At 44.7% G+C, this 15777-nt stretch carries 9 protein-coding genes; 5 read left to right on the forward strand and 4 right to left on the reverse strand.

Features of this window, described 5'->3' with window-relative positions:
• Position 1: 1 nt before the first annotated feature.
• From C8N47_RS00900 to C8N47_RS00920, 5 genes are all read left to right on the forward strand, one after another.
• Positions 2-1162 carry a DUF4960 domain-containing protein gene (locus C8N47_RS00900; RefSeq protein WP_107820631.1) on the forward strand — a complete coding sequence of 387 codons (1161 nt, stop codon included), beginning with the start codon at positions 2-4 and terminating at the stop codon, positions 1160-1162.
• Positions 1163-1292: 130 nt separating this feature from the next.
• Positions 1293-2843, forward strand: a complete 1551-nt coding sequence (locus C8N47_RS00905) for a glycoside hydrolase family 32 protein (protein ID WP_107820632.1) — start codon at positions 1293-1295, stop codon at positions 2841-2843.
• An 18-nt stretch (positions 2844-2861) separates the two neighbouring features.
• Positions 2862-4415 carry a glycoside hydrolase family 32 protein gene (locus C8N47_RS00910; RefSeq protein WP_107820633.1) on the forward strand — a complete coding sequence of 518 codons (1554 nt, stop codon included), beginning with the start codon at positions 2862-2864 and terminating at the stop codon, positions 4413-4415.
• A gap of 31 nt (positions 4416-4446) precedes the next feature.
• A complete protein-coding gene (locus C8N47_RS00915) occupies positions 4447-5805 on the forward strand; it encodes a sugar porter family MFS transporter (protein ID WP_107820634.1) in 1359 nt (452 codons plus the stop codon).
• 7 nt (positions 5806-5812) lie between these two features.
• Positions 5813-6688, forward strand: a complete 876-nt coding sequence (locus tag C8N47_RS00920) for a carbohydrate kinase family protein (RefSeq protein ID WP_107820635.1) — start codon at positions 5813-5815, stop codon at positions 6686-6688.
• Positions 6689-6796: 108 nt separating this feature from the next.
• Here the strand turns inward: C8N47_RS00920 and C8N47_RS00925 are convergent, their stop codons facing one another.
• The 4 genes from C8N47_RS00925 to C8N47_RS00940 all read right to left on the reverse strand — a co-directional run bounded on the left by C8N47_RS00925 (position 6797) and on the right by C8N47_RS00940 (position 15747).
• The gene (locus C8N47_RS00925) at positions 6797-9460 is read right to left on the reverse strand and encodes an alpha-L-rhamnosidase-related protein (protein WP_107820636.1); all 2664 of its coding nucleotides are present in this window, start codon (positions 9458-9460) and stop codon (positions 6797-6799) included.
• Between the two features lie 19 nt (positions 9461-9479).
• Positions 9480-10817: a SusF/SusE family outer membrane protein gene (locus C8N47_RS00930; RefSeq protein ID WP_107820637.1), complete on the reverse strand. Its 1338-nt coding sequence runs from the start codon at positions 10815-10817 to the stop codon at positions 9480-9482.
• Positions 10818-10832: 15 nt separating this feature from the next.
• Complete coding sequence (locus C8N47_RS00935) at positions 10833-13109, reverse strand: glycoside hydrolase family 31 protein (protein WP_107820638.1); 2277 nt, start codon at positions 13107-13109, stop codon at positions 10833-10835.
• 136 nt (positions 13110-13245) lie between these two features.
• A complete protein-coding gene (locus tag C8N47_RS00940) occupies positions 13246-15747 on the reverse strand; it encodes a glycoside hydrolase family 31 protein (protein WP_107820639.1) in 2502 nt (833 codons plus the stop codon).
• Positions 15748-15777 lie beyond the last annotated feature (30 nt).

Here is a 15777-nt window from a genome sequence, read left to right on the forward strand (position 1 = left end):
AATGAGAAAACATATATTAAATCTTTTTGCAATCGTATTTATTGCAGGCTTGATTTCTTGCGATGAAGACTACAAATCCAACTTGGTATTGGATAAAGATGTTACGATCTCAGCCTTTTCTGTCGATGGTGTTGAAGGAGTAATCAATGAAAAAAATAAGACGATTTCGGTTACAGTACCAGATGGCACTGATTTGTCGAACCTCAGCACAACGATTCAATTGGCAGAAGGCGCAACGATTACTCCTGCAATTTCAAGTAATATGGATTTTTCGAATCCTCTGGAAGTGATGGTTGTCAATGGTGATGTGTTCAGTAAATATACTATAACCGTTTCAGAGCTGTTTTATATCGGCTTTTTGGGTACAGCGCCTAATGCGGGAGCGATTGTCGATGACGATGAAAAAGCCGCTGCCGAATGGTTCCTCGAAAACTATGATAACGGAGTTTACGTGAGTTTTGATGACATCAAAAATGGCTCAGTCGATGTGAATGACTTCCGGGTGCTTTGGTGGTACTATGATTCAGGCCGTGATCTTCCTGCTACTGCACTGGATAACGATGTACTTAATGCCATCAATAACTTCTATAAAAATGGTGGGAACATGCTCTTTAATGGGCACGCCTGCGCCTATTTGTGGACTTTGGGGCGAATCACGAACAATTACAACATGGTGATTGGCGATGGTGCCGGTTTTGAAAACGGCGATACTTGGGCAATTGGTGCAACCATTGGAGCACACGATATGACTTCTCATCCAATTTATAATGGGATAACTTTTAATCAGGATGGTGATGGCTATCAGTGGGTACCGATCATTGGACCAGGCTACCGCGAGGATCATAATTATGTGATTGTTGAAGCAGCCGGGTATCATGGTTACGGGAATGGAGACGAAAACGCCTATGCAGCTTTTACTTCAGCAAACAAGGTTCGATGGCTTGGTGTTTGGGGCGGAATCCGCGACTATTTTATGGCTGGCGTTATGGAACTGCTTCCAACCGATGAGTATCAGGGTAAGGCAATTTATCAGGGTATTGGTGGTTTTGAATTTAATCAAAACGCTGCTGGTGAACTTAACCCAGATGGAGTTAATCCATATCAATCCAATATTAACCTGATTACAAAGAATTCACTGAACTATTTGTCTCAAAAAAATTAATCACCGAAAGTTGGGGAGGTTTAAAAGTTGCACCCGTTGTCTGGTAGGACGATCAGTCTGGCGGAACAGCTTTTAGCCTGCCTCTTCCTTAGTGAACAGGTATACTTTTACAAACGGAAAACAGAAATAGATGAAATTGACCAAAATTATATTTTTTATGTTTATGTTGCTGTTGGGAGCCTGCGGCGATAACGAAGAAACGGACAGCAGTGCAGATGTGATGTATCACCACAATTTCAGGCCTTACTATCATTACACACCACAGGCAAACTGGATGAACGACCCTAACGGGATGGTCTATTACGACGGAAAATATCACCTTTTTTACCAGTATTATCCGTATGGAACCACCTGGGGGCCTATGCATTGGGCGCATACCGTCAGTACTGATTTGTTTCATTGGGAAGACCAGGGGATCAAGCTATATCCCGATGAGTTGGGTTATATCTTCTCAGGGAGCGCAGTAGCCGATCTAAACAACACGGCAGGATTTAAAACCGGGAACGAAACGCCATTGGTGGCCATTTTTACCCATCATCAAAATATCACCGGCAGGCAGGTTCAAAGCCTCGCTTACAGCAACGATAAAGGGGCTACTTGGACCAAGTATGAAAACAACCCGGTACTGGACAATCCGGGCATTGCCGATTTTCGCGATCCAAAAGTAATTTGGCACGAAGCCTCCCAAAAATGGATCATGGTGCTGGCCGTTTTTGATCACATTCGCATCTATTCATCGCCGAACCTGAAAGCTTGGGAATTGGAAAGCGAGTTTGGAAAAAATGTGGGATACCATGGGGGCGTATGGGAATGTCCTGACTTATTTCCATTGAAGGATGAACAAGGAACCGTAAAGTGGGTAATGCTGGTTAGTTTGGGAGGAAACGAGAACAGCGAACCAAACGGAGGTAGCGCCACCCAATATTTTATTGGTGAGTTCGACGGGAGTTCCTTTGTTTCAGAAAATGAAGAAATCCTGTGGGCCGATTATGGTATCGATAACTATGCAGGTGTCACCTGGAGCAATATTCCCGAAATAGACGGACGGCGCCTGTTTATTGGTTGGATGAGCAACTGGGCGTATGCCAATGTTGTACCTGAATCCGGCTGGCGCAGCGGAATGACTGTCCCGCGAGAAATCAAATTGAAGAAAAGGCAAGACAATAGCTACGTTCTTCATTTCTCCCCGGTGGACGAGCTGAATACACTAGTTGATCCGCAAAAGACGATTGCACCCGAAACCCCGGCCAATCAAATTCATATGGATTACCATGAAATTATCGCCGGGGGCAGCTATCAGGTCGAAATGGAAATCATTCCTGCTGAGATAGATCAGTTTACCATTTCTATCGGGAATGAATTGGAAGATCTCACGATCAGTTACAGTAAAACAGATGGTGAATTCACGATTGACCGTAGTAACTCGGGGTATGTCTCCTTCAATAATCTATTTATGCACGAAATTCATTGCGACTACCAAGCTACAGGGGCAACCCTGCCTCTTACATTACTTGTCGATCAAAATTCAGTTGAATTGTTTATCAATCAGGGAGAAAAGGTTATGACCACCTTGTTTTTCCCAAGGTACAATTATAAGTTTTTTAGACTGGATGGCAACACGCAGAATGAATTTGTCAACTCATTGACGATAAAAGCACTCAAGAAGTCAATGATCCGATAACATTTAAACAAAATAAGAATGAAAAAATATTTGTTCATTGCAGTTCTGGCCATCTTGGCTTCGGGCTGCGCAAAAAAGCAACAGACAACCGAACAAAACGAGGAACAATACCGCCCACAGGTTCATTTTACCCCCGATAGCATGTGGATGAATGATCCGAATGGAATGGTCTATTACGACGGGGAGTATCATCTATTTTACCAATACTACCCCGACAGCACCATCTGGGGCCCGATGCACTGGGGGCACGCTATAAGCACCGATTTGGTCCACTGGGACCGCATGCCGGTAGCTCTGTATCCCGATTCTCTTGGTTGGATATTCTCGGGCAGCGCGGTGGCGGATGTAGCAAACACTTCGGGATTGGGAACTTCAGAAAATCCTCCATTGGTGGCCATTTATACCTATCACAATCCGGAGCTTGAACGTTCAGGCTCTGATACCTTCCAGTATCAAGGGGTAGCTTATAGCATCGACAAAGGCCGCAGCTGGACAAAATATGAGCACAATCCGGTACTACCTAACCCGGGAATACGCGATTTTCGCGATCCAAAGGTTTTCTGGCACGAAGCATCAGAAAGTTGGATGATGATTTTAGCCGTGCAGAATCATGTAAGCATTTATTCTTCCCCGAACCTCATTGACTGGACTTTTGAGAGTGATTTCGGTGAAGGAATCGGTGCACACGGAGGGGTCTGGGAATGCCCGGATTTATTCCCGATGCAAGCCGGAGATACGACTAAATGGGTTATGCTCGTCAGCATTAATCCGGGAGGGCCAAACGGAGGTTCTGCCACGCAGTATTTCGTTGGTGATTTCGACGGACATGTGTTTACCCCGGAAGGAATAAAAACAAAATGGGTGGATTACGGAAAAGATAACTATGCCGGGGTTACGTGGTCGAACGTTCCGGGTGAAGATGGTCGCCGCCTGTTCATGGGATGGTTAAATAACTGGCAATATGCTAACCAAATTCCGACAGGAAAATGGCGGGGAGCTATGACTGTAGCCCGCGAGCTGGAACTGGTAGAAGTTTACAATGATTATCTGCTGGTTTCGAAACCCGTTGATGAACTTCAAAACTTGCGCGGAGTCGAGGAACAGTTGAACCCAGAAACCATTTCGGGAGAGATGGAAATAAAAAAAGCATTCGAGCTCCCGCTGGAAATCAATCTTCATTTTGATACCAAAAATTCTTCGACAATCACTTTTGCAGAGCGTTTCGGCATTGCGCTATCAAACGAAAACAACGAGAAACTGTTGATTGGCTACGATAACCTCAATAAGCTGTTTTTTATTGACCGTACAAATGCTGGCTGGGATAGTCTGAATAAAGATTTCGCAGGAATTCACTACGCGCCATACATCAATAATGATCCGATACTGGACATGCATCTCATTATTGACCGCGCATCTGTTGAATTGTTTGCCAAAGGAGGGTTGGTGGTTATGACGGAGCAGTTTTTCCCAACGCAACCTTTTACGTCAATCAGTCTTTTCTCCGAACATGGTGAAGTATCATTGAGTGAGGGTAAAATATGGCCGTTAGGCAGTATTTGGAATAAAAAGTAATAGAAATTAAAAACACAAGAAAACTAAATCAATGAAAACGACGAATCAAGCCCACGCAGGTTTTTTGTACTGGACCACCTTTGTCGCCATCAATGGCGGATTACTTTTTGGATTGAATATGGCTGGTATATCCGGAGCGGTCGATATGTTGAAGGGCGAATTCTCACTCACCGATAGTGGTCTGGGAACAGTGGCTGCCTTGCTCACCATCGGCTGTTTAATCGGTGCTTTGTTTACCGGTAATTTCACCAAAAAGTACGGCCGTAAAAAAGTAATGATGAGCACAGCTATTCTTTACATTATTTCAGCTCTGGGCTGCGCTTTGGCCGGTTCATCGGCTATCCTGATTATCTTCCGTGTACTTTCCGGCCTGGCTGTAGGCGCCACCTCGGTGGTTTGCCCCATGTACATTTCCGAAATATCACCGGCTCACAATCGCGGCCGGCTGGTGTCGATGAACCAGTTTGCCATTACCATCGGTATTGTGCTGGCCTACATCTTCGACTACCTGCTGATTGGTTTGGGTGACGACAGCTGGCGCTACATGCTGGCCGTGCCGGCCCTTTTCGGTCTGCTGTACCTGATTTTTATCGTGATCTCATTTCCGGAAAGTCCCCGCTGGCTGGTTGCCAATAACCGCAAAGATGAAGCCGAGCGCATTATGCACAGGATTGGCGGAGATCAGCTGGTTAAAAGTGAGCTTGCCGAGATCGAACGAACCATTGCCGAAGAGAAGAAGAAAAAGCGATTGGCCATCTCGGAACTGTTTAAGGGTAAAACAGGTAAGATTGTTTTAATCGGGACGCTCATTGCAGCATTCCAGCAAATTACCGGGATCAATGCGGTGATCATGTTTGCGCCGGAAATGTTCAAGGCTGCCGGGGCTGCGAAGGACGACTCGATGATGATGTCGATGGTTGTTGGCTTGGTTAACTTTCTGATGACAATTATTGCACTTTGGCTGGTTGATAAAAAGGGACGCAAGACTCTTTTGCTTTGGGGGGCTGTTGGTATGATTGTTTCGCTGGCTTACCTAACCTGGGAATTCGCTAAACCCGAGCAGTTCGGCGTTGGCGTTTTGGTAGCTTTGCTGGTTTACATCTCCTTCTTTGCAGCCTCATTCGCCCCGGTGATGTGGGTGATCATTTCTGAAATCTACCCCAATCGCATTAAGGGGGTGGCCATGTCGTTTTCGACAGCAGTTAGTTGGCTGTGTACCTTCCTGACGGTTTACTTCGCCCCGGTTATTCAGGGAGGACTGGGGTTGAGCTACTTGTTTGGGATCTTCGGAATATTCAGTGTTTTAGCCTTTGTTTTTGTGAAAATATGGATACCCGAAACTAAAGGAAAATCACTGGAACAAATTGAAAAAGAACTAGGACTTATTTAAACGAATTATGGAACAAAAATCATTGGTAATCGGAATCGGCGAATTGTTGTGGGATGTGTTCCCGAATCACAAACAGCTGGGGGGAGCGCCCTGTAATTTTGCATACCATGTCTCTAAATTGGGACTCGATAGTTTGGCCATCAGCGCCATTGGTCATGATGAGCTGGGAGACGAAATCATTCGAAAACTCGATGCAGTCGGATTAAACTACGACATTCAAAAGGTCGATCATATCACCGGAATTGTACAGGTTACACTCACCGGCGAAGGCATTCCGCAGTATGAAATCTGCCAACCCGTGGCCTGGGACTTTATCGGCATGAAACCGAAATACAGCAAAATTGCGAAAGGGGCAAAGGCGGTTTGCTTTGGCTCGCTGGCGCAACGCGGCGAAGTGTCACGGGCAACCATCCGTGCTTTTGTGGGGCAGGTGCCCGATTCGGCTTTGAAAATTTTCGACATCAACCTACGTCAGGAATTCTACTCCAAAGAATTGCTTCAGGAATCACTGGGGGAGTGCAATGTTTTAAAAATAAACGACGATGAAATTAAGATCGTAGCTCGATTTTTTGGATTGCAGGGGGATGACCAGGAAAACTGTGAAGAGTTACTTCGTCGGTTCAATTTGAAACTGGTCGCATTAACTTGCGGGACCGAGGGAAGTTATTTAATCACCAAAGACGAAACCAGCTTCCTGGAAACACCCAAAGTAAAAGTTGCGGACACGGTTGGCGCAGGGGATTCCTTTACGGCCGCCATGGTCGTTGGTTTGCTGACAGGCAAGTCGTTGCCGGAAACCCATCAAATGGCGGTGAACCTTTCGGCCTTTGTGTGCAGCCACCATGGGGCTATGCCAGAATATAATCGAGAATTGGTTTTTTAGTTAGATGCAGATTGGTTAGTCTCCTAGAGCAAAAAGCCGATCATTTTCGATCGGCTTTTCATTTTTCAAAGCGAGATTTACATATTTAATTGGCACAGGTTAACTAAACTACTCGATACGGATGACGCGCAGGTAGTCCAGCATCGCATCGTTTATTTCACCATCCATGTTGATGTTCCAGTCGTTGAAATTAATTTCGATTGTATTTTTCCCTTTTTTGAGATCAACAATCCGGGAGTTTGAAAATCCCCAGTCAGACCACTCGTCCTGTCCGCGCTGTGGCAATACCAATACGCCTTGGTAAGCATCATTCACATACAAACTGCGGATAGCGCAATTATTATCGGTATTCCAGGGGCCGGTACCGTTTGAGTAACGCACATCGAGCAAATATTTGCCTGCTGCAGCCACGCTTACCGGAACCGTGATTGCTGTATTTTTAGTCATGGTAACACCCACGAATCCTTTACCGGAAAAATTGGTATACGGTAATTTTGATTTGGGAGCATAATTTTCCATTTCCAGAATCTTCTCACCCGATTTCGGGTAAACCATGATCGGTTCGCTGCTGAAGGATTCAAATCCATCGGCATCAGTTGCAGTCACCTTATATTCGGCAAAAGCATCATCTCCGCTCACTTCAAACGAGTTGGTGTCGATTGTTTTTAACACAACTCCGTTTTTATAAACCGCATATGAAACCGCTCCCGGTATGCTCTCCCAGCGTAAGGTTGAACCTGCCAGGCTAACCTGCGGATTAGGTAACGAGAATTTATTTGGCACCATGTTAACCGGGTTTGGTCCAAACTCGTTGTCCATCATGACGATCTTAATTTCGTGCTTCCCGCTAACTGTTGCGGGGAAGAAAGCATTCTCCAAAGGTTCACCATCGATGGTGATTGATTTGATCTGGTTACCAAAACCTTTCACCTGGATATCGAGCACAGCCCGCCGGTAATGGAAATTGGTGAGTGTTTTTGTACCACCGTACACTTTCGGGATAAACGGGCTGAAACGAATGCCGTCAACATCAAACGAAATACCCATGAACACCCGGTGCACCATCGCCAGGTTACCGGCCATACTCCATAACATGCGATCAGAGTTAATTTCTGTTCCCACATAATCACCCGTTTGGGCAACCATATTTTCGTAGTTGGTCAGGAATAAACCACCAGCACGGTAAATGGCAGCCAACCCGTGTAACAGAGCAGTTTCATTTCCTGCTTTCGCTGCCGCCAGGTTCCAGTACGACTGTACAAATGGCCAGATTCCATTGTTATGGTATGGCGGAATTCCCGGGATTTGCGGGTAAATACAGGTAGTTCCGAATGGGGTAAGCGGCGATTTTTCGAATATTGAAGTCGCCTGGTCCGCATCAGCCACGTCAAATAAAACAGCCAATGCTTCACCCAAAGCTTCAAAGCGTGGTGAAACATCCAGATAAGTACGGCCATAAAGGTACTGTCCGTAATATCCTTTGTCTGCCATCCACAGGTACTTATTGACTCCTTCTTTAATCATCCCGGCCCTGTCGAGGTACTCCTGATACGGCTTACCTAACAGCTCCAACATTTTCGCCAGAATAATGTGGGCCCGGTAGTGAACCGCATTTGTTCCAAGGTTTTCCGATACATAAATGTCCATATTCGACATCCATTTCGGATAGGTTTGCTCACGCCAATCCAAAAATGATGACTCTCCATGGTACATTCCAGTCTCTTCATCCCACAACGTTTTATAATCGTCATCCAGCGTATTTTTAATAACTCTACAAGCAGTTTCCAACCATTTCTGATCACCGGTTACTTTATAGATCTCCCAGGCGCCAAGCGCCCAGGTTGTGCGGTCAGATGAAACCGGCCATGCACCACCCGAACCGGTATCCTGAATGATGCGGTCGCGTTTTACTTTTTTCAGCAAACTGATTTTAGCCACTTCCGGCTCGTGATAAGCAAAGGCCAGCAAAGTACTGTAATTCACATCGCGGGTCCAAACGCCACCCCATTTAGCGCCGGTACGCAGGGTACTGTCGGGCTCAATATTTTTGCGGGCTTCTTCCAGCGACATATTGAAAAGTGCATCCACCAGCGGCTGATCAGAATGATAGCTGGGCTTCATGGAAATATCCTCAGACAAGGTCCATGTTTTAGTCTCATCCTGAGTGGTATCGTAAGGATTCAAAACCAACTTCAACTCGTAAATTCCATCACCGTCGGGATCTTGTAAAGCCAGTCCGTTTTCTTCCAGGTTGGAGAAATCCCAGGTCAAAGGCTCCGACCCGCCGGCGATGTAAACATGCTTAAAATCGTCCTTGGACACACGGCTTCCGTCAAAAGCTTCGTAGTAACCTTTTTCTTTGAACTGCTCCAAAACCGGGTTCATATCCAACCGAATGGTATATTCATAGTTGACCGGCAATTTGGTTCCCGGGTCGCCCGGATTGGGTTCATCATCCTGACCAAATCGAATGATTGGCGATTCGTGTTCTCCGTCACCAATAATCAGCCAGTGGTCATGACCCGACATCTTCTCATTATCTTTCTCGTTAATGCTGAATTTGAATCCAATCAGGCGTGAATATTGCTCGCTGACTGTACTTCGGTAATTCGACACCATTTTATCGGGAGTAATAACTTTCGATTCATAATCTCCCTGAACTACTTTATCGGCATAAACCGTGAATTCATCGGACTGGTACAAAACCTGGGATTTCTTTTGGCAAGCACTCGCCCCAAAAACTAAGCATACGATCCAAATTAATTTTTTCATTTTTGTTATTTTGCTTTTGCTACAGAATAAGTTTCTCCTTTTTGCATACTCGGTTTTGAAGATCGGTAAGTACGACGATGTAAAAACCTTTCTGAATTCTAAATTCGGTATTTGACACAAAACTGTTACTGTATTTCATTCGCCCATCAATGCTATAAACAATAATTCTCATGGGCAATAAATCGGGGCTACTTGCTTTTATCGTTCCATTATACCCGATAATGCTATATTGTCCTGTTTGATTCTCCAAGTCATTTATACCAACTGTTGTCCCATACGATACCCGAACTTTCATCTCAGACAAGTCCAGGTAAATGGTACATGCTGTTGGTTCGGAGAATACAAACTTATAATCGTTCACTGATGTTTCACCCCAATCTTCGTATATAACAGGATATGACCACCCAGATTCAATCAGCTGATCTTCAACTGTTGACACATAACAACTTCCCCAGTAACTTTTTGCTTTCAAAAATTTGAACTTTCCGGGCACCACATTTCCAGTCCATTGGTATTTACCTTCCAAAAGATTGGTCGTAGTCATTGTTTCGGGGAAATCATTCACCCAGCCACAGGGCATGGCATCACCAGTTAAATAAACGACAGAAGGATAATCTGCATCAGATGGAGTAAATTGTACTTCAATGGTTTCATCGAGCGTATTCAGTTTAATAACATAGTATCCATTCCCGCTTCCGTCAGCAGGTATCTCCCATTTTGTATCAGCCCCTTCCTGCCGCATTTTCGATGCCTGGATCAGTGCTTGATTGACATTGCCAGCGGGATGAAAGGCCGGGTCCCAACTACTTTTTGAAGTAAGAAATTTTATCGCGCCAGGTTCATCGCCGGAACTGTTGTACTTTAAAAACCCATGGTAATAAAAAACAAAACGATCCGCTGTATCTTTTTCCAATTCAAGCGCATCACTGAGTTGCCAGCCAGAACCAGTTGTATTAACCGGTCCCCCTATCAGATACAAATGCGTATAAATTTCGGCCAATTCTACTTCTAATGTTGGATTGGGCCCATCGACTACTGTCATTATGTAAATTTTTGACGGGCTTACATATTTAACACCAAAACCAACCTGACTCGTGTCCGCTTGTATTTCCATTCCTATCTGTTGCCCCATTGGATCATTTATACCGCAGACAGGGACATAAACATTAGTTCCATCCGAAAGCTTAAACTCCCCGGTAGTTATTTCGCCCATATACTTATACACATTGGTATTGGTAGCATCTTGCTCCAAAAGCGTAGTGTCATTTTCCAGTGCTTCTCCGATAATGGTCCAGTTTTTAGCTTGTAGCGTAAAAACAGCACATGTAGCCAACAGGAATAAGATAATTCGTTTCATTTGATTATCTTCTCACTAGTTATTGACGACTACAACACGTAATGGTAATGAACTATACGGCACACCTTCAACCTCAACTACAATTTTCCGAGTGTCCGGATCGTAGTCATACGCTACATCGCTTCCATTTACGGTTACACTTGCAGGTTCATTTTTGCCGAGCATTTCGAATTGGAACGAACGTGAATCAGGCATTCCGGCAAATGATCCGGTACGTGCATTCACCGTGTAAGTACTAACTCCATCAACTGTTGTTTGTGTAATAGGCGTTTTGGTAAAACTCCCTGACTCGTAGTTGCTGTTGTTGTTCTCGTCTTCGTATAACGAACATTCACCATTTTCTCCCGGGGCAAACTGCACAATAATCTTCGTGGGCCTGTCACTAAGATGTTTTATGGGTGGGTACAGTGGGATAACAGCGCCTTCACGATAATAATATGGAATCTGTTCCTCTGTAAATGGACGTGTAACAACCTGGTTACCATCAAGTAGGGTATCGGTTGCCACTTCATACCATTTCCCCCTCGGCAGCCAGATGGTTTGGTCAACCGTTGGTTCGCCTTCAGCAGACTTGCAAACAGGAGCCGCCAGAATGTCGTTACCAAACATATATTCCCCTTCGAAAGTGTAAGCCTCCTCTGATTCAGGATAATCATAATACATCGGTCGGCAAAGCGAAATTCCGGTATCGTAAGAATAACGTGCATTAGTATATATATACGGGATCAGGGCATATCGCAACTCAATAGCTTCACGCATCAACGGGAAATTGTCGTACACCCAGATGCGGCGTTCAATTGACGGATCATTAGTAGCATGGGTACGCAGAATTGGCGAAAAAACCCCGTATTGGATCCACCGAAGGTATAGTTCAGGATTATTTGAATCAGCCGTTTTCATGTGTCCTCCAATATCATGACTCCAGTAACCATATCCAACATTAGCGGCTGTAGCTGTGAAATAGGGTTCAAAAGCCAGGGTTGGGAATGTGCTGGCAGCATCACCGGAGAACCCAATTTGGTAGCGATGGTTACCTAACCCTCCCCAGCGGTGAAATATCAATGGTCGATCTTTAGAGTGGAATTTTTTATCGTTGAAGAAAACATGGTTTAACCAAAAGGTATTTCCGAGATCCGGTTCATTTCGGGCAATCATCCATTGTTGCCAGTCGAGCCACCAAAAGTCGATTCCCATGTTTTCGTGCGGACGTAAAATATCATTGAAAAATGCCTTATAGAATTTTTTATTCTCGATATCCCAGGGAATTGTCTGAGAGGTTGACACCCCCAGGTCGTTCGCCAATTGGGTGAAATTTTCTTCATAAATACCAACACCATCGGCAGGGTGCAGGTTAAGTGTTGTTTTTAGGTTCTGGCTATGTATCCAATCGATGAAACCCTGGGGATCGGGAAACAATTCTTTGTTCCAGGTCCACCCGGTCCATTGTGTCTGGTCGGTGCGGTTGTTGTAACCGTCCATATGCCAGTCCATATCAATTACCAGCACATCCATCGGGATATCGTTGGTTTGAATATCATTTACAATGTCACGAAAATCCTGTTCACTATAGCGTTGATATTTTGAATACCAATAACCAAAAACATACTGCGGAGGCAACGGTATTTTTCCTGCAATAAGCGTAAAATCGTAAAGTGCTTTTTTATAGTCGTGTCCATAGCCCATAAAGTACATATCCATTGAATTCGGATCTTTTCGTTGAGCCACCCAATCAACGGTATCACTTCCATCAAACATTAAACTGTAACTACCGTCATTACGTGCCTGTTGCTCATCGATCACAGCCCAGCCGGAGCGCGAAATAAGTCCATCCTCCAGTCTCTTGCTCACATCGCCTTCGGCACCGTCCAACGTACGACATGTTCCTTTCAGGTTGTAAGGATCAACTTTTGTAGGAAACCAGGTTTCAGGTGCTCCATTTACATTCAAAGTAATTTGTAAATTCGGGCCACAAGGATCATTCACCATAGGATCTGAATCCAATCTATATTTTAGTTCCAGTTTGTTGGTTGAAATGTACAGATACCCTGCCTCGGTTTTAGTACTGTAAGCAGGCACGGGCAAACGACGATTTACCACAACAAACGATGCTCGGTCTTCGAATTTACTGGAATCGCTTTGCTCAATACGAATCATCTCAGGTGTTAATACTGTAAACCTCATCGTTCCTGAAGTAACAATGGCCCCAGGGTCAGCCACCGGATTGTTCGTTTGTGCTTTTGCCGCAACCATAAAAAAGAAAAGGCAAAAAGCAGTTGTGATTAGTTTTATCATCTTTATAGTTTTATTTGTCCCTGATCTCCTCATCGGAAAGATCGGGTTGGTAATTATTAGTTTATTATACTACTCCAATAGCCGCAAAGCCTAAAAAGCTTCGTTATAAGCATATTATCTCAAAAAGCGGCTTCATTTAGTTTTCAATAACGATCTTTTGATCTGCAAAATTTGCAGGAATCCGGATAAAACAGTTTCCTGCGATTTCATCCCAGCTCCACTCGGCTTTTTCAATCGTATCAGGCAAAATGTTTTCATCCTTTTTTAGTTTGAATGTCTTTAATTGCTTACCCGACAACAGAACCGATGCCGGTTTCTTAGCCATGTGAACTTGGTAAACCAGATTTCGATTTTGAGCGGCAAAACCATTTGAGACAGCTTCTTTACAAATAATCTCCAATCCTGTTCGTTTTGTCAGGCATTGTATTTTCCGCTTTACAAATACATCGGATTTATAGTTATTGGTTTCGCCATCATCTTCGTAAACATTGAAGCTTGCTTTTTTGTTAATTCCGGCCGGAAAAACTGAAATCAATAGTGGATAATCAACTCTCTGACCAATAAATTGCATTACGGGCATCTGCGGGATGATGGCCCCTTCTTTTACAAACATCGGGATGGTTTCCAGTTCAACCGGGTAATCAATCCACTGATTGCCGGTGAACGTGTTTTGCGGATTATTGAAATCTAACCAATCTCCTTCCGGGAGGTAAACTTTTTTGAACGCCGCACCTTCTTCCAAAACCGGAGCTACCAGCAATTCTTCACCGAACATAAACTCTGAATCCAGGTTTGCTGCCTCAGAATCATCAGGATATTCCAGTACCAAAGCACGCATCAAAGGCATTCCTGTATCGTGAGCTTCGCGGGCATAGGTATAAATGTAGGGAAAGAGCCGGTATTTCAACTCAATAGTCTTCTTTGCTATTCGCTCAGCTTCCTCGCCAAACAACCATGGTTCCACCGCATTATTTCCCTCATGGTGAATACGGCTCAACGGATTGAACGCACCAAACTGAAGCCAGCGAACATACAATTCGCTCATGGCATCGTAATCGGTAATATCGCCACAATAGCCCGAAATGTCTGTTGTCCAGAACGGGATGCCGCACATGCCGGCGGATAACGCAATAGGCAATTGGGCTTCCATCTGCTTCCACCCGTTGGTAACATCGTTGCCATTGCCCGAATCGCCCGACCAACCGAAAGTATAGCGTTGCATACCGGCAAAAGCAGCCCGAGTCATCTGGAAAATACGGGTGTTGGGGTTGTGCTTTTCAAATTGTTCAGTTACGACTTTGTCCCAGGTTAAGCCATATACATTATGAATCTCGTCGTGCATGCCCAAATGGTGTTTCATATTCAGTCGATCCAGACTTTCCTCGTTGCTCCAGGCCGGTTCGCCCATATCTGTCCAAAATCCGCGGACACCATCATCCAACACTTTTTGCTGATAATCGCCCCACCAATCAGCCACTTTTGGATTAGTAAAATCGACCACTCCACAGTTTCCACCCCAGGGCCAGGGCATATCGTAGGTTTTACCGGTACGCACATCGGTAGCAAAATACCCCAGCGAATCGGCTTCCTGCCATTGCCGTTTGTTAGCTTGAGAAATTACCGGATCTTGGGATACAATTACTTTAAAACCTTCTGTTTCCAGATCGGCCAGCATTTTTACCGGATTGTCGTAATTTCCATCACGCCATTCAAAGTCCTGCAAATACTCCGTCCAGCCAATGTCCTGGTAGATCATATCGCAGGGAATTTGCCGATCGCGGTAGCCTTTTGCAATATCGCGGGTCAGTTGCTCATTGGTCAGCATGCCCCGGCATTGTGCAAAACCTAAAGCCCACGCCGGCGGCATAATTGGTTGCCCGGTTAGATCCATATAGCGATTTATTATCTGTGGGTATGTTGGCCCGTAAATGAAGTAATACTCCATTTCGCCGCCGGGAGCTGAAAACGAATAGTAATTGTCTGACTCCTCACCAAAATTATATTCCGTTTTATACGTGTTATCGAAGAAAATCCCGTAACCGGAACTACTCATAAAAAAGGGAATGCTTTTATAAAGTGGATCTTCGTTAGCTGAATAGCAGGGTTTATCGCTGTTCCACATCTTAAACCGGCTGCCAACCCGGTCCAACGGTCCGTTCTTTTCACCCAAACCATAAATGTGTTCGCCGGGTTTCAGTGTTTTATAACTTGACATTTTCGTTGAATCGGCCTCAAAACCCCGATCCTGAAAATCTTCCATCAACAACTTTTGGTACTTATCGAAAACACGAATCTGGAAAGGTGACTTTTCAATCCGCACAATCAGCTCGCCCGTATAAATTTCGTAGCTCCCCGGTTGTTCCAAAACGTTGAGCCGGGCCGATGGATCCCCCTTTTTGATCACCGCGAATGATTCATTATTCCGGCTGAAACCATTGGTATCGTACCAAATTTTTAGAATGCCCGACCCCATATCTTCAACTTCAACCTGAATATTATTCTCACAGTTGAAGATTGCTTTGTTACCATTCGTCTCATAAGAAAGACAGGCCCCGGGTTTCAGACTTCCTGCCTGAACCGTCATTGCCAGTCCTCCCAAAAAAAACAAGATTATGAGTCGAAAAAATTGCTGTTTCATGTCTTTGCATTTATTTATCAATCGATTATA

This window comes from Mangrovibacterium marinum (assembly GCF_003046625.1).
Classification (GTDB): domain Bacteria; phylum Bacteroidota; class Bacteroidia; order Bacteroidales; family Prolixibacteraceae; genus Mangrovibacterium; species Mangrovibacterium marinum.